The following is a 19,643-nucleotide window of genomic DNA, read 5'->3' as shown; positions in this document are numbered from 1 at the left end:
ATAAAGTGGTTAAAATAATGTCTAAAACAATAATTCAAACTTTGGATAATAAATCTAAGAAAGCATTTTCTAATACCTTATCACTACCTCTAACACCTGTAGCTATAAAAGATTCATAATTTTTTTCTCTAAATCCATAATCAGTAGGAATATAGCTTAAATAACCATTAGTATGACCTACTATGATTACATTTGGGTCATTAGAATACTTCTTGACATTTAATGCTATTGCCGAATAAATCTCAAAAGGAGCAAATAAAAATTTTATATTTCCGATTCTAAGAGCTTGTAAAGGCACTTTAGCTGTTTGATTAGCGAATATCATCTGTTCTTTTTTACTCAAAGCAGCAATTCGTGTTCGAAAAAGTGCTCCTTTTGCATTATCCTCCAATTTTTTGACATAAGCAGACTCAAGATTGCTATTTCTTGCGTTCTCAAGCAATTTATTTGCTTCTTCTAATTTTTGTTTTTCAATGTGTAGGTCAGTTATTTGGTTTATATGCAGCTCCATTTCACTATTAATGAAATTAATATCCATTTCTGTAAATTTCGTTAATAATTCAGCTGATTTAACTATTTCTAAACCTAATATTCGACCTAGTCTATCAACTTCTGCAAAACTATTTTCTTTTCGTGTAAAGCGAGTTGAAACATCTCCTAATGCTCCTGATGTATAAATGATTTGTATATTATTCCCCATAATTTGTTTGACTAGAGCTTTTGAGGCCCCAACTAGATCACCACTAACTAATTTTGTTGCAGGAGGGCCTACAGTGGGATGTACATTAAAATTAGTCATCAATATAGGAGCAGATCCATTTTCAGGCTTAAATCTCACAACAGAGAGTTCCTTATCAATAGGTCCATTAATTGGATCATTTCTGTTAAGCGCTATACCTTCAATAATATCTTTACCAAAACCAACTTTACAGGGGATCATGTTTTGATTAGCTATTTCGGATGCAGCAGAAATTAAGGTAACTAAACGTTCTCTCCTTGGTTTGGTTTCTTGTCGTAATGCATCAGGGTCGTCTCCTGGCATTACGACCATTGGAAATTCATTTGGACTAGCATCAGGAATGGTGGTAGGTGAGCAGTGAGGATGATTTGTACCAATTGCTATATTTTCAGTTTGTATGCCAGTTCTTTTTTCGATAGCCCTTTTAATTTCATTCGCTAGTTGGTTGTCGATTATCCATTCATCCAGCATTATAACTGAACATATTAGATCAGGGATCTCCATTATTAGAACAGTAGCGAAGATTGGGTCTCTAACACCTTCAACTCGCTTATCATAATACCAATAACCACCCATCATGTCACCTATCTTAGGAGTAATATCCACAGCATGAGTACCTATCAATAACACATTTATTCCTCATTATTATTGTTTTAATGGCAAAATTTGAGATAGTTTTTCCTTATCTCGTTTTGGATTAGGAATGATTTTGTAGGGTATTCGTGAAGATTGATTTCTCACAACTAATATCCCAAATCCTTCTCTTTTGACTTTCTCATAATCATGAGTACTATTTGCTAAATAAATTGCTATAAAAATCAGGGGAAGTTTCCCGACATTAACTACCCGGTGGCCAAATCCAGGAGATATATATGCTATTGAACTTTCTGTAATATACATTGGATGAATGATTCTCGTTTTCTGGTTTTCTAAAATGAGAATCCCTTCCCCTTCTTGGCAGAAGTATATCTCTGCTTCATTAGGGCCATGAAAATGTCCTTTGGTCATATAAAATTCATTTCCAATCAATCCGGGATTTATCTGTGTCCATCCTAGATTAAGTTCTCCTACAACTTTTGGTCGTTCAATATCGCAAAATGAATAAATTTCAGGATCATTTCCTTTTTCTAAGATCTTTTTTACAGTGTTTTCATCGTAAAAGTATTCTTTTAAATCACTTAGTTTCCTAACACTTTTTTTTGTATAAAAACTTAATTCTTTTAACGTTTTATTAAATTTCACCACAAATGGTGATAAATTTGAGTCTTTCATTAAATAAATTTCATCCAAGAATCTTTTTTTTGATTGAGTTATCACCATTCACTGATTTTTTCCTTATTTAAATATAATTTCCTATCTATTAAGATAATAGTTTAATAAATTACTAAATTAGTCTCAACTTCTCCTTACTGTTGAACATCCATAAAAAGATGTGAAGAAGGAAAATAAAGATTGCTTTTTAAAATTCAAATGATTTAACTTTGTTCAATAATCGCAGGATTTAAATGGGAATATTGAGCTCCAGCTATTAATTCAGAATAAAAACTTCTGCAGGATGAAGATTGAGAGAAACTAAGATTATTCTAATTAAAGAATATTAAATAAGGAATGTTATCTCTCAACTGCAAATTAGATTTAATCGTTAGAAAGTAAGTGACACTTAAATCAATTTCTAATTAGTTGGTAGGTTTAATACTTTGATTACTTGGGATGATTTTAAAAAAATAGATATTCGGGTAGGAACAATAATTGAAATCAAGAAATTTGATATGGCAAGAAAACCTGCCTTTAAACTTAAAATTGATTTTGGACCATTGGGAATTAAAAAATCCTCTGCACAAATTACCACGCTATATTCTGAATCAGAATTATTACAAAAACAAGTACTGGCAGTTATAAATTTCCCTCCCAAACAAATCGCCAACTTTTTGTCTGAAGTCTTAGTTTTAGGTCTGATAAACGAAAAAAATAATGAAGTTATTTTACTACAACCCGATCGTAAGGTGGAAAATGGATTGAGAGTTGCTTAAAGTAATAAAGAATTGTAATTTATTTTTCTTCTTTACTGATTCTTATAATTCTACAAAGTGTCACATGATAATCTATACTTCCCACATTTGAGGCATTGGAATAAATAACCTTGAGAAAATCCTCCATCATATAGTGATTTTTCGAACTCATCAAGTTTTAATCCCATTTCAGTTCTCAGCTTCTCAATATCAGCTTTCAATTCATCCTTTAATTCATTAATCTCCTCCCATCGTACATATCCTAAAAATTGGCAGAAATCCTCACAATGGCTCAACCAATATTCTTGTTGCCACCCCTTGTAACCAGGTGTTCTATAGATTAGCTCATCAAGATTTCTTGAGTTTCCAAAATCCTTTTCAACCGATTCACTGTCATGAAAAGCTCCATTATACTTCTTAGCAGCACTTCCATCTTTTATACACCATGGACAGAGATTTTTTACCTCTTTTTCTGAGTAGAAGGGGCCTACATATATAATTTCGCGGTATTTTTTACAGATTGGACATTTCTCTTTCTTTTCCTTAAACATTCTTGTTTTTAATGGTTCAGGATGATACTTGAAATAAGGTAGACTCTCAATATTTTTCATTAGGCGTTTACCAGCTCTATTTGTTTTATCACATTAAGATAATGAAAAATTTGTGTTATTAGGATATATAATTACTTTAATATGATCTTTTTTTGAGTCATTACAACTGTATTGCCTGTTTCACAATCAAAATTTCAACTAGAGCGTGGATTTATAAGAGTAATTTAGCTAAATTCTTATCGTGATTTAATCTGAATATTAATTCAATCTAAAAATTTTTAGAAGAAAATTGATATTTTATTTGTAAAACTCATTATCCAAACTGATTGGTTACCCTTTTATTAGATAAGGACTTTGAAGGGATTTTAATTGGATGATTCAGTGAAAAATACTATTCAGAAGGTCATTGAAGAGACGTTTGAACAAAATGCCCAGATTATGATGATTTCACTATCCGATGAAACAGGATTGCCAATATCAACTTATTCGAAGGATGAGGATGGGAAAATTTCTGAAATTAATGATTATGGTATTACAAACCGATATGCCGCGTTAGCAGGAGCTAGTACAACCTTAGGAGAACGAACTCTGTCTACTATTTCTCAACAAGAAAGAGTAAGATTAATTCATGTTCAAGGAAAAGACCGCGATGTAGCAATTTCTGTATCACCTCAAATGATCTGTCTAGTAGTGACCTACCCAAGCGGTAGTTCCAATCTTATTGCAGAAAAATTGAGTTCCCAATTGAAATCAGTATTATAGCAGGAGATCATTCACAATGGATGAAACAAAATGGTGGGAACTTTTGAAAGCTTCTGTCCGATCAACTATTGACGAATTGGATGTAACTCGAATTTCTGCTATAGGATTGTTTTCATCAGATAATTATTTTTTTCCGAATGAAACTCAACTAGAACCTAATGTTTCAAAAAACTTAATACTACTCGGAAGAGCATGGTTATTCCTATCAAGGATTCTACAAAATGAGCTTCAGCTTAGCTATTGGGACTCAATTGCCATTAGTGGTCGTTCAACAACGCTTTCATTTTTTTCCTTAGGATTTGATATTTATCTTTTAGTCGAACACGAATCTACTGTAGATCCACTTGATATTATCAAAACGGTCTTGAAATTTGTATTTAAATATGGCTATCAAGAAGAATATGAAACAGTAGGATTAGTTGCTGCTGAAGGTTTTCCAATCTGGGTTTCTTCTATATATGATGTTGATGAATTTTTATTTGCTATATCCATTACTTCGTTACTTACTCTTATAGAGCGAATAGATATGGAAGTCAATGCTGGAGGGGTTATTTCCTGTATCCTTCAAGGCACTGAAAGTCTACGATTACATGTGTCATTCAATCCTTCTCAAGATATTGTTTTAGCAACAACGTTGTCGAAACATAGCTCCATTGTCTCTGAAGAAATTCCTGAAGTTAAATCTCTCCTTGGGATAATTAAAGATCCTGCGCTGTACCCAGCATTTGTTCCTGAGTTAAAAAATGAAGAACGAGAACGAATGCTGAAAGAAATCCGTCAAGATTTTAATGGTGAAATAACGGAAGAAGAAATTGAGTCACTCACCTCCTTCAAAGAGGAGACTCTTCTTTCCATTGAAGAGGAAATTACATCGGTAGCTAGGAAATATAGAGCAAATGAGATTTCAGTCGGCTATCTAAGGAAGAGGATGAGACTTCCCAGTGAAGTCTTAAGCATGTCTTTGGAGTACTTAATAGCAACAGGAAAAATTTTAGGACGGATTGGACGGTCAACTATATCTGGCCAAGAAATACTTGTCTTAGATCATTTTACCCAAAAACAATCCATAGAAATTGATAGAATAAAAATAGTTCAAAGTCAGATTACTGATCTTTTCTTACCACTAGAGAATATAATATCCCAGCTCCCTGAAATTACACTAGAAGCTCAAAAACAAGAAATTCGGGATGCTCTATCCGAATATCAAATTATTCAGACTCTAGCTGATTCAGATCCTCTGTATCTTCTTACAAATGAGATTCGTACAACAAATCAACAATTAGAAAATCTAGTTAAGGGATTAATCTTTTTAAAAAAACGTCTTACGAAGGTAAAAGAACAGGATATCTTACAAACTGAACTGAATAGAAGATATACTTTGTTAAATGACCGAATATATGCATTACAGATTGGTATTTATGGAAAAGTAGCTAGATATTTTGATGATTTGAAGAATCATTATCAATTACTACTTAGATTAATTCCAACTCCTACATCATTTCCAATAGACTCAAATGAAGCGGAATCTAATTTAATTTTAGTTGAATTTCGTTGTCAAGCTCATAATTGCCTTCATAAGGGACAAATTCAAGACTATTATACGACATGGATTAAACTAGGTGTATTTGCCCGTTTCCTTGGTATAATTGAAGAATTTCCAGATGCAAATAACATAAAAATCATCCAGTTGAAAAATAACCTGATTTTATCAATAGAAAATCTTGAAAAGATGTCAAACGAAGTCGAAGTTGAAAAAGAAGTTGAATTTTATCCGTTTTTAAATGATTTAGATGATTTAATCATCTCAAATAACGAAAGAGAACGTTTAATTTCTCTTTTACAGGGAAATGCTTTAACAGAGTTTTTTCAATGTAGCACCTGCAATAAGTGGTACTGTAACAAACACATTAAAGAGAATAAATGTTTATATTGCTAATGGAGGTATTAATTCTTTGAGTACCGTTGCAGGTTTAGATATTGGATCACTAACTGCCAAAATTGTTGTATTAAAGTACGAGAATTCACATTTAATTAAAAAATTTTCACAACTCCAAAAAGTGGGTTATAATCCATCAAAGATTGCTCAAAAATTGAAAAAAGAAAGTTTAAATGCTCTCAAACTTAAAAATTTTGATTACATTGTCTCAACAGGATATGGTAGACGATTAATTGATGCAGATAAGACTGTAACTGAGATTACATGTCACGCAAAAGGTGCACATTACATTAATCCGAAGGTGAGGACAATTATTGATATTGGGGGCCAGGACTCAAAAGTTATTCGAATAAATGAAGTTGGGCAAGTGCAAAATTTTGAAATGAATGATAAATGTTCCGCAGGGACTGGAAGGTTCTTGGAAGTTATGGCAAATGCTCTTGAAGTTGATATCACAGAATTTGGAACTCATGCCCTAGAATCAACAAATCCTGTTGCTATCTCAAGTACATGTACAGTTTTCGCAGAATCTGAAGTGATAGGACGAATTAATCAAGGTGTAAATCGAAATGATGTAATCGCTGGAATTCATAGTTCAATAGCATCAAAAATATCTATGCTTGCTGCACGGGTAGGTGTTCAACCAGAAGTAATCCTAACTGGAGGCGTAGCTTTAAATCCAGGAGTAAGAATAATGCTAGAAAGAAATCTCGAGATTCCAATTCTATTACCAGAAAATCCCCAAATTATTGGAGCCCTAGGTGCTGCACTCATTGCTGCTCAAAATATTGAAAAGACCTAAATTGATGTGACACATTTATGTCTCAAATATTTTCTGGATTAACAATCAATGATGTTCAAAATACTTACAAGCAGATCCGACCTTATATTCTCAAAACACCATTAATTAGATCGTTCTATTTAGAACGTAAAATTAAAAAGGAAGTATATCTTAAACTAGAATATTTACAACCAACCAGAAGTTTTAAAGTGCGAGGGGCTTGTTCAAAAGCCTTGTCATTAAGTCCTGAGGAACTTAAACAAGGTTTGGTTACTGCTTCGGGAGGAAATCATGGTTTAGGGGTCTGCTATGCTGGTAAAGAATTAGAAGCTCCTACTACCGTTTTCTTACCCAATGGAACAAATCAAGAAACCATAGAAACAATTAAAAAATGGGGAGCAAAAGTTTTTTTGCATGGGAAAGCATGGGATGAAGCAAATATTGCAGGTCAGAAATATGCAGTTGATAATGCAAAAACATATATACATGCTTTTGACGATATTGCAGTGGTAAGAGGACAGGGAACTATCGCCTTAGAGATGTTAGAACAAAATCCTTTCCTTGATGCAATTATTGTTTCTGTTGGTGGAGGAGGATTAATAAGTGGAATTGGATTAGTTGCACGGCAAATGAAGCCCGAAATTAGGATTTATGGAGTTGAAACTGTTGGTGCAGATGCTGTAACTCAAAGTTTTCATCAAGGAACACTTGTTGAACTTCCAGCGATTACAAGTATCGCTAAAACTCTTGGAGCAAAAAAAACCACTCAAGCAACCTTGGATCGTATCAATGCTGTAGTTGATGACATGCAGACTGTAACGGATCAGGAAGCACTCGATTCATTGAAGATTATGCTGAACTATGAAAAAATCCTACTTGAACCTGCAAGTTCCTGCTCAGTAGCTGCATTATTACTTAATAAATTTAATTTTGAAGATATGGATCGCATCGGAATTATTCTATGCGGAGCTAATGTTACTCTTAATGAACTTAAAAAATGGAAAGTTGTATGAATATATATTGACTTAAAAAGGAAAAGAACTGTTATGGATGTATTACAACTACTTAAAGGAAGAAGAAGTATTAGAAAATATTTAAACACACCTGTTGAAGACGAAAAAATTTTACAATGCCTTGAAGCAGCTAGATGGGCTCCTAGTGCTTCCAACAAACAACCATGGGAATTTTTAGTTGTGAAGAATAAAATGATTAGAGAAAAATTAGCTGAATTACATCCCTATGCTAAATTTGTTGCACAGAGTCCTGTGGTCTTTGTTCCATTGACAAATCCGAAAATTCACCCGAAATATCACCAATCAGATACAGCATTAGCCACTTTACAATTTATGATAACTGCACATGCCTTAGAACTCGGTACTTGTTGGGCAGGAGTCATTGGCACATCATTTGAAAAAGAAATAAAAAAATTACTTCATATTCCTGACCACCTCCATGTATTAGCTATTATAGCGCTGGGATATCCTGATCAGAAGAGAGAGTCAACACGAAAGGAGTTAGATACCCTTACCCACTGGGAATCCTACGGATTAAAATAGTAAAAATAATAATATGATTATGGACCCCTAATGGTCGCAAGGCATATGTCTGAATTCGTGATGACTAAACAGTTCAGATTAAGGGGTTCATTCTATCTTTTCTTGAAAATAAACCCTAAACAGTGATTAATAATGGGAAAGATAGCTTTCTTTGGTATTCTAGTAATAATATTATTAACTTTTTTTACTTTAAATAATTCTCTAGATCAAGTAGGATATTCGACTATTCTATATGACAATAAAAGAACTTTTTTTGTTTCTGCTGATTATAGACTGAATATAACTTATCCTAATGGTGGAGATATTATATCTGGAGAAATAACAATCAGATGGATAATGTTAGAAGAATTGGTAGATGACTCAATAAGTTATCAGGTTCATTATTCACCTGATGGAGGAAATAATTGGCTTATATTATCTGGAATTATATTCGAAACAATATTTGTCTGGAATACTACATTGTATGAAAGCTACTGTCCAGATTGTACCCTTAGAATTACTGCTCAGAGTAAGCTCTTTGAAGCTTTTAGTGTCGTTTCAGATAGTTTTACGATTGATAATAGAGAAATAAATAAGATAAATGAAGTTATAACATTTATCATAATTACTGGGATTTTAATCCTTCTCGGATTTGGTATATTTCAATATCAAGCTAAATTTAGACAAAAAACATTTTTACAGGTAATTCAATCAGAAAAACACGAATGGATAAAACTATTAAGTCAAAAAGTAGTTATTGGATTAGATAACATAAAAAATAGCTTTGTTGAAGAGCTTCCTGATTCTTTTTCTAATGAATCTTTATCACTTTCTTCTTCTGTTATAGATCTTTTTCCAATGAATATACGTTATGATTTACAGCATAATATTAAGGGGAGAACTATATTAACTTTAGTAGAAATAGCCTATCAAAATCCCAGTGAAACTAATCCATCCAAAATTTCTAAAAGCCTTAATATTCCTCTTTCGACTCTTTCCAAGGAAATTAAGAAGTTAATTGATTTGAATTATGTGGAATCCTATCTCACGAATCAAATGATACTTGATGCAAGATTTAAAAGCTTTAATATCACACCAAAAGGATTTAAATTTTTACTTAGTTTGGATAAAGTATTAAAAATTACTATAGATCGTTCAAAAAATTAGTTTCTAAAATGAAACTACCCACATTATTTATTTTCTCATTTTTATATCTCCTTAGTGATTAGATCAAATGGTTAAATCTGATTTAGAAGTAAGGAGAAGAAATTATGAAAATAAATCTACATTCATTAAGGTTTGTGTTAGTGCCCCTAATACTGTTCACAATATTTTTGCAAACCTCTATTTTTGCTACTAGCAAGATATCTGCGAATACTGATAACTATATTCATTGTAGCTTTCTTGGTGGAAGTCAGGATGACCTCATCAGGGATATCGCAATAGATTCTGAAGGTAATTTCATTGTCACTGGAGATACAATGTCTAATGATTTTCCTATTACAGAGAATGCCTTCCAAAGTACCTTTGCTGGAGGAATACAGGATATACATACAGTTAGCGGAGATACTTTCATTTCTAAATTTAATAAATCAGGAGGTTTGATATGGTCCAGCTTTCTAGGAGGATCCAGTAACGATGGAGGAATGCATGTGGTAGTAGATAGTTTTGATAATATTTTTGTTGTTGGAGTAACAAATTCGTTCGATTTTCCCACCTCAGAATCTGGTTATAATGGCGCTACTGATGGATTTATCACAAAATTAGCTCCAAATGGAACAATGTTATTTTCTAAGTGTATTGGAACAACAGGCGAGGAATATATTGAAGGATGTGTACTTAAGGGGGATGTTATTACCCTTACTGGTAGTACTAACTCACAAACATTTACTATCACAACAGATGCCAATCAAAAAGACTTTGGAGGTATAACTGACGGTACAATCGTACAAATAGATTGTAATAATGGATCAATCATTTATTCAAGTTTTCTTGGTGGAAATAATTTTGATGTACTCGGGGAAATTTCAGTGAATACTAACGGTAATTTTATTCTAAATGGAATTTCTGAAAGTAATGATTTACCAATTTCAGATAATGCTTACTCTCAAGATATGTCAGGGCCAGGTAGAGATTTTTTTATTGCTGCGTTGAACCAGAATTTGATGATAGAATATTGTTCTTTTTTTGGAGGATCAGGAATAGATGACTCTTTTGGATGTACAATAGATTCTGATAATAATCTGATCTTTAGTGGAAGGACTTGGTCTATTGATTTTCCAATCACCAATGCATATCAAGCTGTCTATGGTGGAACAGAAGGAAGTTTTGAGGGTGTTGATGCATTCATAGCTAAAATTGATCAGGTTACAGGTGATTTACTCTTCTCGAGCTATTTTGGAGGGCCAGAATGGGATACATTACATCACCTAGCTGTAGATGATGAAAAAAATGTTTATTCATGTGGGATAGCACCAACCGATGATTTTCCAATTATCAATGGATTGCAATCGGAAGTAACTGGCTTATCAGATATAATATTACTCGCTTTGACCCCTGAAGGTCAGCCATTTTTTGGTACTTATCTAGGAGGTAATGGAATTGATCATCCATGGAATATGAAACTAATCGACAATCTATTTTATATTGTTGGTCATACAAACTCATTCGATTTTCCTGTATCAGATGAGGCTTACCAACAAGCTAAAAATGGATTTGATGATGGATTCTATATTCGGTTTGATCTAAAGCAATATCTAGAAGACATAAGTCAAACTAGTAATACCTCACATAGCACTAGCCTAGAATTTTCAATTATTTTCGTAATAATCATCTATTATATAAAGGGAAAGAAGAATAATTGAGATTAAATTACTATTTTTTTTCTTTTTTTATCGGAGGGCCTGGGGAAAAGTCTGGTCTTCTAATATCAATTTTTCAAACCCAATCATATCCACTTGTCCCTTTTTTAATATGGTTTCAGCTCTTTTTATATCAAAATCCCCTTGGAGAATCAAAGGGATCATGGGATGAACTGATTTAATTTCATTAACTACTGAAGAAATATCTAGAGCTTCTAAGTTTTTAGAATATCCAATACTTAACAAATCTATTCCTGCATCTCTCAACATTCCGATGAATTCTAAAATCTCCTCATTAACTAATCCTGGTATGGGTAAAGTCAAATGAAATGAAAGTATGGTTTTCGGAGAAAGATGTTGTTTTAATGATTTTAGAATTTCTATTATAAAACGAGATCTATTTACAAGACTTCCTCCATATTGATCCTCTCTTTTGTTAAATTCGCTTGAAAGGAATTGTCCTATCAAATTAGATTCTTTGTAAGGAATTAAACAAGCTGCTAATTCAATAATATCAAAGCCAGCACGATCAGCACGTTTTCCAGCTTGAACAAATTCGGATTGCAGATCAATTATCTGCGATTGAGTTAGTTCTACTAGCATTTGATTTTTATCAATAGGAATCGCTGAAGGAGCAAGAAGAGTTTCTCCTGTTAAAGATACAATTGCTGCAGCACCAGCGTGGTTCAATCTTAACCCAGCAAGCGAATTAAGCTGGTGAATTTGAGTAACAGTTTCCTCTAATCGGGGAATTGTGTAATCATCATGAATCCCAAGCTGATAAGCATGACTCTTGCCAGAACGAGAAATATATGCTGGTTCAAAATAAATGAGTGCTGTTCCTCCATCTGCTGTTGAAATATAATGATGACTTGCTTCCCGTGTTAATTGCCCCGAAACATCTTCTGCGATATTGAATTTTCTTTGATTTGAAAGTGAAGGAAGAACAACTCGGTTACGTGTTTTTAATGTCCCTAACTGGTATGATTGACTTAACACTGACTCTTTAGGAACACGATTTCGAATGGTCAATAAGATTGATGTTGCTATTGTATAAAGAGTCGCTGTAAAGAGAAATACATAGATAAATCCAAAAGTATCTACAATAAATCCCCCAATGCTTGCAGAGACACTCCAGAACATTCCCCAGGCCAAAGTCTCTAAGCTATTCCATTTTGCCCGAGAGGATGCTGGTACCACATCCATTACAATACTACGAGAAATGGGGCCACTAGCATTCATTAAAGCGTTCCGAGTAAGATAAAAACCTACAAGAATTACCACAGAGAGCTCCCATGTTATTATTTGATTCTGAAAAAGAAATATATTTACCACTAATCCGAGTAAGCAGATAATAGCTAAACCTTGGACTAAGAACATAGAAATAATTCGTCCAAAGAATTTTATCATCCGTTGAGCAACTAAACCCATAATACCTGTTGCGATATTAGTAATACCAACCACTGAATAAGTAAAAAGAGGTTTTAATCCATATCCGATAGTTTCACTGGCAAAAAGAATAGGAAAAAATGCAACAGTAGCTCCAGCGCCAAACCCAATGATTATTCCACTTATAACAATAGTGATGGGGACTACCCAATCATAAGATGGTCTAGAAATATCGAAACTCTTATTAAACACCTGAAAGCTCTTCTTTACTCCAATATCTTCAATCTGATCATCTTGGGATAAAACTTTTTCTTTTCCTCTTTCCTGAACTGAAACTAAGGCTTTATCATCTGATGCAAAGATCACTGCAGCATTTCCAATGATATTTGCAAAGGCACCAAAGAAAATAATTACTTGTAGAACACTAAATTCCCAGTTATCTCCTAGGAAAATCGTTAAGGCAGCTGCAAGAAAGGGCCCTGCAGCAGCTGCCACGAGATTGATAAAGTGCATATTTGCAAATACTTTACTTCGATTACCAGGTTCAATACTGTCTGCAATCAAAGCCTGAGAAGCTGGACCGGATAATCCCCAACTCAGACCCCCAAATAATTGCGCAACGAAGAGAAGTACTAGAGCTGAAGAAGGAACTTTTGTCGTTGAATAAATTAAAATGATCTGCCCTAAGATACCAAAAAATACAGAAATTCGTATCAGAAAATCTCTACGATATTTATCTGCAAAATAACCTGAAGGGAAAACGAATATTGTGGAGGCAAGACCTGAAGTCGTGAAAAGATTACCTAATATTAGATTTGGAGTAAGAATGCCTACTTCCCCACTCAATAAATATACATATACTGAAAAAGCGGTTTGTATGATTCCAAATCCAATTGCACCTGTTATCGTTTGAATATAGGCTAGCCTAATGTTCCAATTCATGCCAGTTCTCTTCTATAATGATCTAAATGAAATAGATTTTACAATTTAAGAGTAAACCTATAAGTAAATAAATTATTAATTAGTGGTAAAAATGTCAATAAGTGATCATTAAGATAAAAAAGAAAATCCCAAGATGTAAAAATATTTCTGGAGATTAGATTATGACCCAAGCAGTAATTCAGACTAAGTATGGGGAGATTGTTATCGAATTTTACGATTCTGTGATCAATACAGTGAAGAATTTCGTTTCTTTAGCAGAATCTGGTTTTTATAATGGCTTAACCTTTCATCGTGTGATACCCAATTTTGTAGCCCAAGGAGGATGTCCACATGGAACAGGAACAGGAGGCCCAGGATATGTTATTCCTTGTGAAACAGAAATTAACATGAAAAAAGGACATAAACACGAAAGAGGAGTGATTTCAATGGCCCATGCTGGAAAAGATACTGGAGGATCGCAATTCTTTTTGGTCAAAGCCCCACAACCTCATTTAGATGGAGTTCATACTGTATTCGGAAATATTATTGATGATGAGGAAATAATTGACCAACTTAAACAAGGAGATAAAATAGAGAAAGTAGTAATCCGCAATAAAAGCTCAGCCATCGAAAATCATACTTTAGTCAAACTACCATCTAGACGATAATGCTCCTGATTATAATTTATCCTGCTCCTCCTTAAAATGAGAAAGCTAGCTAGAGGTTTTGGGACTGCTCTTGTATTAATGCCCAAGCTTTGGCCACATGCTTCTCCTGAACCGCAGTCTGGCCAATGACAAATCTTAGAGTAAAATTTCCATCTAATTTTGTGTGTGTCATGAAAATTTTCCCCGTCTTGTTTATTTTCTGTAATAGCTCTTCATTCATTCGGTTTAATTCTTCCTCCGTAGACACATCAGGGGGATGATATCTGAAACAGACTGTATTCAGCGGTACTGGAGCTAATAGTTCGAAATCTCCCGAGGTTTCAATTTTTTTCTTCAGATCCTCTGAAAGATTGAGATGATATCTAATCTTCTGTTGTAATCCTTCCACTCCATAATGTCGAATTACCCACCAGAGTTTTAAAGCCCTGAAGCGCCTTCCAAGCTGCAATCCCCAGTCTCTGAAATTTTTCACACCCTCTGCTGTTGTCTTAAGGTATTCTGGCAAGATTTCAAAAGTGTGGACTAATGCCTCGGGATCCTTGATGAAGTACGCTGAACAATCAAAATTGGTAAACATCCACTTATGGGGATTGAATACAAATGTATCAACATATTCTATTCCCTCTATCATCCATCGTTTTTCTGGCAGAAGCAAAGCTGTCCCCGCTAATGCTGCATCTACATGAAGCCAGATGTTATATTTTGAACAGATTTCTCCAATTTTTTTCAAAGGATCGATGGCTGTGGAACCTGTAGTTCCAATTGTTGCAATAACTGCCATAGGTTTCATGCCTTTGTCAATATCTAACTCAATAGCTTCTTGGAGAGCTTCTGACTGTAAGCTATACTTTGCATCAACTGGTACTTTCCTTAAATTCTCTTTTCCTAATCCAATTATTTTTACAGCTTTCTCAATACTTGAATGAGTCTCGCTTGAACAGTAAGTTGTTAAGATACCTTGGTCAAATAGTCCTGACTCATTTACTTTGTAACGAGTATGCTTTTCTCGGGCAGTAAGCAGAGAACAGAGAGTGGATGTTGAAGCGGTGTCTTGGATCACTCCACAAAAATGTTTGGGTAGGCCTATCATATCACGTAACCATTCCATAACACGTTCTTCCAATTCAGTGGCAGCAGGAGAAGTAACCCAACTCATGCATTGAGCACCAATAGCTGCGGTTAGCATTTCAGCAAGTACTGAGGGAGGAGAACTATTGGCAGGGAAGTACCCAAAAAAATTGGGACTTTGCCAATGAGTAATTCCAGGAATAATGATTTCTTCAAAATCTGAAAAAATCTGACTAAAAGACTCACCTTTCATTGGAGCATTTAAAGGTAGTTTGTTTAAGATTTCTTTAGGTTCAACTTGCGATTTTACGGGAAAATTTTCCACATTTTCTAGATAGTTTGCCATCCAGTCTACTATCTGGTGTCCATATTTTCGAAACTCATCTAAATCCATTTTCAAATCATCCCTTTGATTGAACTTCAAATATTTATAAAAATTTTATAGATATACTGTTTTTTTCTCGCTATTCTAAAAATTTGATAATAGTTTATTGTAGGGTATTAAAAAGTACAATCGAAATTTGTATTATAAATAACACCTCAAAGAATAGATTTGTCATATCCATCATAAAGTGAATATAAATCCCACTTGATGTAATATACTTATGTTTCGGCTTCCAGAAGGAAAAACAGGTTAGTATTAATGCAAGAGATTCATGAAGCTTATTTTTCTCAAGTTTAGATTGATCTAGAAATCCTTTTTAACAAGCTATTGTTGATGAGTTAAAACTTTGTTTTTAAGGAAAAAGAAGGTCTTTCAATGTCGTATGAAGTAAAAAAAGCCCAGAAGTTCAACGTAATTATTGCAGGAATTATTGGATGGGCACACGATGGCTTTGCATTAGTGTTGGTGTCATTATTAGCTAATGATTTAATGGCTGCCTATAATGTAGGCAAAGCTGAGCTTGGTTTTGTCATGAGTGCCCAATACATCATGACAGTTTTTGGTGCTGCCTTTTTTGGGTTTTTAGCAGATCGATTTGGTCGTAAAAATGTTTTACTTATTTCTGTCCTATGGGATTCCATATTTACTGCTATTTCTCCCTTGGCACCGAATTTTATAATCTTTGCAATGTTAAGGATGATTTCTGGACTTGGTGTTTCATGGGGAATATCCTTTTCCTTGCTTTCCGAGAGTTTTTCCCCTAAAAAACGTGGAATGGCTGGTGGACTTGTTCATGCGACATTCGTTGTTGGTTACATTGGTGCAGTGATCACCACTATGATTCTTAAACCAATGTCCATAGTTCTTGGCTCCTTTGTTATATATGGTTGGCAGTTATGCTTCTTATCCGCCCTCTTCCCAGTTCCCTTCTTAATTTACCTTGAACTCACTCTCTCAGAGTCTCAGATGTGGGAAAAAGTAAAACAGGAAACTCCTGAGATAGAACGAGTGAGGTTCACCGAATTATTAGAATCTCGATGGCTTAGATATATGATTCTCCTAACCTTCTTATTCTGGTTATCTGAGTTTGTTTATCATGTTTTAGCAGATTGGGCTCCTACATACTTTGAATATGTTTTTATCAATCAACTTCAAACTACAGGAGGAAATGTCGACTCTGCAGACACTCTTGCATTAATGGTTATGCTTGTAATAATGATTGTCGCAGGTTTCGCTTTATTTTTCACTGGATGGATTAGTGATCATATTGGCCGTCAAAATGCGTTTATTGGATGTTCTTTGATTGGAATTATTGGAATTTCTATTTTTATTATCGGAAATTTTGTAACCTTTGATCTTATTATAATTATTCCTGCTGTATTAATTCTTACTTCATCCTTTGGTGTGCATGGAGTTTTTGGAATCTGGTCCAGTGAAACTTTCCCTACCAGGTTGCGTGCTACAGCCACTTCAATTATTTTTTCACTAGCCAGAGCATTGGGTCTGGGCGCATTCATTGTTGGCATAATTTCTGATTCTTTGACTCCTTCTGTCTCAGAATTTATTGATCCTATTGGATGGGCTAGAGCACTTGCTTTTGGGATGTCTTTAAGTATCATTGCTTATATCTTGATGGTATTTGTTCCAAAACTTATCCCTGAGACAAAAGGAATTGATATTTCAAAAATTGCTGATTAAGAAGTTCTACTGAAGCTGAATCTTACCAGTTAGGAGCTGTTGCATTAATCCTATAGTAAGTTTTTCAGTTTCAGTGGAAATATTTTTTGTTGTTATGAGAGTTTGATTTACAACACTCAAAATCTTTGTAATTCTTTTCTGCTCAGACAGAGGAGGAATAGGTATTCTTATTGTCTTAAAATCCACTGGATTTATTCCATGAGAACCCCCAGAAAATCGTTTTTTAATTTGATCTTGTACTAAAGCTGATGAGAGCAAATAAAATAGATATTTTTGTTCTAATTTGTTCGGATCCTTTGTTCTAACAATTAGAATTTTTTCATTGGCATATAATTGCTTATATGGGAGTTCTTTGATAAAAACTGTATTTCCAGTGGTCTCTCCACTTTTAGAAACCAAAATATCGTGCAAGTGAACTTGTCCTTTCGTATTATCTTCTAATCCATCCTGTGTTGTAAAATCCAAGCTATCCCATTTAACTGTTCCAAATTCACCAAATTTTTTCTCTGAAATTATCGCAATATTTCCATTTTTAGACAATTTAACTGTCTTTCCATCTTGAAGTTCTATCATTTCACCCAAATTCAACGAATACCAAGTTGCTGGAAGATTCCCCTCCTCAGGTTCTTTAAAGCTGTCGAGCTCTGAAAGGACATTAATCACCTCTTGGCTTAAATGTGACCTTTCCATCTCTAAATGTAATAGATTAGCTTTACTCAATGATAAATCAATTATTTCATCTTGTAGAGATTTCTCAATATAGAGGGGAATATTAAGGTTAAAGGAATAATTTATTATTTCCTTAATGGTAACTAATTGGGAATAATCCTTAATTGTTCGAAATTGTTTGAAAGTAGAAACAATTTTTTCAATTGAATGCTGACTAAGAAAATTTTGAGGATTAGATTCGATAACATCATTGAAGGCATCTATAAATAATATTTTTCCTTTTCGTTCTTTTAATTTGGATTTAGATAGGATTAGAATACACGCAGCAACTTTGGAATCATAAAAGAGATTGGGGGGAAGACCAATTATTGCTTCAATCAAATCTTGCTCAACAAGCTTTTTACGAATTTTTCGTTCCTCACCTCCTCGAAATAAGACCCCTGGTGGAAATACTGCTCCAAGTCGACCATTGGGTCTTAAAATTGCCAGTAAATGTTGTAAAAACATTAGATTTCCATAATGTGAAGAAGGTATACCAAACTGGAATCGTTCAAAAGGATCTTCGCTAGCTAATTGCTGCCATGATCCTCCTATTCTAAAGGGAGGGTGAGTTAGTACCAAATCAAATTCTAGGAGTTGATCTCCTTGCATAAACTTGGGATCAAAAAGAGAATTACCTTTTTCAATTCTGATTGTATGCATATTATCTAGTAAAAGGTGTATTTTTGCCAAGGCGAATGTTTCTAAATCTTTTTCTTGACCATAAAGGTGTAAACCTTCAGTTTTACCTCCTTCTGCTTTTATATACTCAATACATTGAAATAAAGTCCCTGCAACTCCTAAGGCTGGATCGCAGATCCATTCTCCCTCCTTAGGATTGAGCAATTTTACAAGTAAATCATTTACTGTAGGAGGTGTAAGAGAGGAATTTTTTGTCCCAATAGACTCTTCAAATTTGACTAATAAATTTCGATAGACTTGCCCTAAAACACTTGGATTTTCTAAATCTTGATTTCCTAAGCTAAAAGCATCAAAATGATTTATCAAATTAAGTAAAATTCTGTCTATTTTCTTAACTTTAATATCAAAATTGAATATAGTCAAGATATTTTTTAAAGATTCATTATTATCTTCAATGATTTTGCAAGACTTATTTAGAAATGATCCAAGGTTTGTATCGCGCTTTCTTAGCCTCCTCCAACGTGCCTCAGGGGGAATATAGAAATCTATTCCCGCTATATTGCCCCAGGCTGGAGATGTATCTCCAGACTTTTTCTTTTCTCGTTCTACCTCAGAAAAAAGATCATTAAGTCTTTTTAAAAACAATAATCCTATTATTAAATGTTTAGATTCTTTTTTATTCTCAAAACCTTTTAAAAACTTTAAACTATCCCAGATATGCTGTTCTAAATTAGAGGGGGTTATTTTGATCCCTAAAAAACTATGTAATTTTTGTTTTCCCTGATCTACCATTTTCTCCCTCGTACTCCTACCATAAATTTATAATTTTTGAGAAAATAATTGAGAAATGAATTCCGATGAATCTTTCAACCACGTATTTCGAAAAAGTGGGAAAATTAAACACTCATCAAACGCTTGAATTAGTAAGAAATACCTTTGAAACCTTAAAAATCAAGACTGTTGTTGTAGCTAGTACTACAGGAGAATCTG

At 33.9% G+C, this 19,643-nt stretch carries 16 protein-coding genes; 10 read left to right on the top strand and 6 right to left on the bottom strand.

Annotated elements, in window-relative coordinates; all coding sequences use genetic code 11:
- Window positions 1–34 precede the first annotated feature (34 nt).
- A complete protein-coding gene (locus ACWVCY_RS00320) occupies window positions 35–1,369 on the bottom strand; it encodes a neutral/alkaline non-lysosomal ceramidase N-terminal domain-containing protein (protein WP_455139299.1) in 1,335 nt (444 codons plus the stop codon).
- A gap of 15 nt (window positions 1,370–1,384) precedes the next feature.
- Window positions 1,385–2,011 carry a glucose-6-phosphate isomerase family protein gene (locus ACWVCY_RS00315; RefSeq protein ID WP_455139297.1) on the bottom strand — a complete coding sequence of 209 codons (627 nt, stop codon included), beginning with the start codon at window positions 2,009–2,011 and terminating at the stop codon, window positions 1,385–1,387.
- 425 nt (window positions 2,012–2,436) lie between these two features.
- Here ACWVCY_RS00315 and ACWVCY_RS00310 point away from each other — a divergent pair, with 425 nt between their 5' ends.
- Complete coding sequence (locus ACWVCY_RS00310; RefSeq protein ID WP_455139295.1) at window positions 2,437–2,769, top strand: tRNA-binding protein; 333 nt, start codon at window positions 2,437–2,439, stop codon at window positions 2,767–2,769.
- A 50-nt stretch (window positions 2,770–2,819) separates the two neighbouring features.
- On the opposite strand, the gene ACWVCY_RS00305 is transcribed toward ACWVCY_RS00310, so the two are convergent.
- A complete protein-coding gene (locus tag ACWVCY_RS00305; RefSeq protein WP_455139293.1) occupies window positions 2,820–3,359 on the bottom strand; it encodes a CbrC family protein in 540 nt (179 codons plus the stop codon).
- 309 nt (window positions 3,360–3,668) lie between these two features.
- On the opposite strand from ACWVCY_RS00305, the gene ACWVCY_RS00300 reads away from it, so the two are divergent.
- From ACWVCY_RS00300 to ACWVCY_RS00270, 7 genes are all read left to right on the top strand, one after another.
- The gene (locus ACWVCY_RS00300; protein ID WP_455139291.1) at window positions 3,669–4,061 is read left to right on the top strand and encodes a hypothetical protein; all 393 of its coding nucleotides are present in this window, start codon (window positions 3,669–3,671) and stop codon (window positions 4,059–4,061) included.
- A 16-nt stretch (window positions 4,062–4,077) separates the two neighbouring features.
- Window positions 4,078–5,997, top strand: coding sequence for a hypothetical protein (locus tag ACWVCY_RS00295; protein WP_455139289.1), 1,920 nt, complete (start codon window positions 4,078–4,080; stop codon window positions 5,995–5,997).
- A gap of 16 nt (window positions 5,998–6,013) precedes the next feature.
- On the top strand, window positions 6,014–6,799 hold the full coding sequence (locus ACWVCY_RS00290; protein ID WP_455139287.1) for an acyl-CoA dehydratase activase: 786 nt from the start codon (window positions 6,014–6,016) through the stop codon (window positions 6,797–6,799).
- 17 nt (window positions 6,800–6,816) lie between these two features.
- The gene (locus tag ACWVCY_RS00285) at window positions 6,817–7,791 is read left to right on the top strand and encodes a threonine ammonia-lyase (RefSeq protein ID WP_455139285.1); all 975 of its coding nucleotides are present in this window, start codon (window positions 6,817–6,819) and stop codon (window positions 7,789–7,791) included.
- 33 nt (window positions 7,792–7,824) lie between these two features.
- Entirely contained in the window at window positions 7,825–8,334 is a 510-nt protein-coding gene (locus tag ACWVCY_RS00280) for a nitroreductase family protein (RefSeq protein WP_455139283.1), read from the top strand.
- Between the two features lie 132 nt (window positions 8,335–8,466).
- The gene (locus ACWVCY_RS00275) at window positions 8,467–9,480 is read left to right on the top strand and encodes a hypothetical protein (protein ID WP_455139281.1); all 1,014 of its coding nucleotides are present in this window, start codon (window positions 8,467–8,469) and stop codon (window positions 9,478–9,480) included.
- Window positions 9,481–9,584: 104 nt separating this feature from the next.
- Complete coding sequence (locus ACWVCY_RS00270; RefSeq protein ID WP_455139279.1) at window positions 9,585–11,177, top strand: SBBP repeat-containing protein; 1,593 nt, start codon at window positions 9,585–9,587, stop codon at window positions 11,175–11,177.
- A gap of 27 nt (window positions 11,178–11,204) precedes the next feature.
- Here ACWVCY_RS00270 and ACWVCY_RS00265 read toward each other — a convergent pair whose 3' ends face one another.
- Window positions 11,205–13,505 carry an MFS transporter gene (locus ACWVCY_RS00265; RefSeq protein WP_455139277.1) on the bottom strand — a complete coding sequence of 767 codons (2,301 nt, stop codon included), beginning with the start codon at window positions 13,503–13,505 and terminating at the stop codon, window positions 11,205–11,207.
- Window positions 13,506–13,666: 161 nt separating this feature from the next.
- On the opposite strand from ACWVCY_RS00265, the gene ACWVCY_RS00260 reads away from it, so the two are divergent.
- Window positions 13,667–14,152: a peptidylprolyl isomerase gene (locus ACWVCY_RS00260; RefSeq protein ID WP_455139275.1), complete on the top strand. Its 486-nt coding sequence runs from the start codon at window positions 13,667–13,669 to the stop codon at window positions 14,150–14,152.
- A 49-nt stretch (window positions 14,153–14,201) separates the two neighbouring features.
- On the opposite strand, the gene ACWVCY_RS00255 is transcribed toward ACWVCY_RS00260, so the two are convergent.
- Window positions 14,202–15,614 carry a pyridoxal phosphate-dependent decarboxylase family protein gene (locus tag ACWVCY_RS00255; RefSeq protein ID WP_455139273.1) on the bottom strand — a complete coding sequence of 471 codons (1,413 nt, stop codon included), beginning with the start codon at window positions 15,612–15,614 and terminating at the stop codon, window positions 14,202–14,204.
- A 366-nt stretch (window positions 15,615–15,980) separates the two neighbouring features.
- Between ACWVCY_RS00255 and ACWVCY_RS00250 the strand changes: the two genes are divergently transcribed.
- Entirely contained in the window at window positions 15,981–17,303 is a 1,323-nt protein-coding gene (locus ACWVCY_RS00250; RefSeq protein WP_455139271.1) for an MFS transporter, read from the top strand.
- 6 nt (window positions 17,304–17,309) lie between these two features.
- Here the strand turns inward: ACWVCY_RS00250 and ACWVCY_RS00245 are convergent, their stop codons facing one another.
- Complete coding sequence (locus ACWVCY_RS00245; RefSeq protein ID WP_455139269.1) at window positions 17,310–19,445, bottom strand: N-6 DNA methylase; 2,136 nt, start codon at window positions 19,443–19,445, stop codon at window positions 17,310–17,312.
- Window positions 19,446–19,643 lie beyond the last annotated feature (198 nt).

Source organism: Candidatus Hodarchaeum mangrovi, from assembly GCF_975850365.1.
The sequence above is the reverse complement of the archived record's forward strand: the minus strand, read 5'-3'. Positions and strand labels throughout refer to the sequence as shown.

What these genes read in the sequence shown, in the direction of transcription:
- ACWVCY_RS00315 (WP_455139297.1), bottom strand. Translation starts at nt 2,011, where the DNA reads ATGAAAGACTCAAATTTATCACCATTTGTGGTGAAATTTAATAAAACG.
- ACWVCY_RS00305 (WP_455139293.1), bottom strand. Translation starts at nt 3,359, where the DNA reads ATGAAAAATATTGAGAGTCTACCTTATTTCAAGTATCATCCTGAACCA.
- ACWVCY_RS00295 (WP_455139289.1), top strand. Translation starts at nt 4,078, where the DNA reads ATGGATGAAACAAAATGGTGGGAACTTTTGAAAGCTTCTGTCCGATCA.
- ACWVCY_RS00285 (WP_455139285.1), top strand. Translation starts at nt 6,817, where the DNA reads ATGTCTCAAATATTTTCTGGATTAACAATCAATGATGTTCAAAATACT.
- ACWVCY_RS00280 (WP_455139283.1), top strand. Translation starts at nt 7,825, where the DNA reads ATGGATGTATTACAACTACTTAAAGGAAGAAGAAGTATTAGAAAATAT.
- ACWVCY_RS00275 (WP_455139281.1), top strand. Translation starts at nt 8,467, where the DNA reads ATGGGAAAGATAGCTTTCTTTGGTATTCTAGTAATAATATTATTAACT.
- ACWVCY_RS00270 (WP_455139279.1), top strand. Translation starts at nt 9,585, where the DNA reads ATGAAAATAAATCTACATTCATTAAGGTTTGTGTTAGTGCCCCTAATA.
- ACWVCY_RS00265 (WP_455139277.1), bottom strand. Translation starts at nt 13,505, where the DNA reads ATGAATTGGAACATTAGGCTAGCCTATATTCAAACGATAACAGGTGCA.
- ACWVCY_RS00260 (WP_455139275.1), top strand. Translation starts at nt 13,667, where the DNA reads ATGACCCAAGCAGTAATTCAGACTAAGTATGGGGAGATTGTTATCGAA.
- ACWVCY_RS00255 (WP_455139273.1), bottom strand. Translation starts at nt 15,614, where the DNA reads ATGGATTTAGATGAGTTTCGAAAATATGGACACCAGATAGTAGACTGG.
- ACWVCY_RS00250 (WP_455139271.1), top strand. Translation starts at nt 15,981, where the DNA reads ATGTCGTATGAAGTAAAAAAAGCCCAGAAGTTCAACGTAATTATTGCA.
- ACWVCY_RS00245 (WP_455139269.1), bottom strand. Translation starts at nt 19,445, where the DNA reads ATGGTAGATCAGGGAAAACAAAAATTACATAGTTTTTTAGGGATCAAA.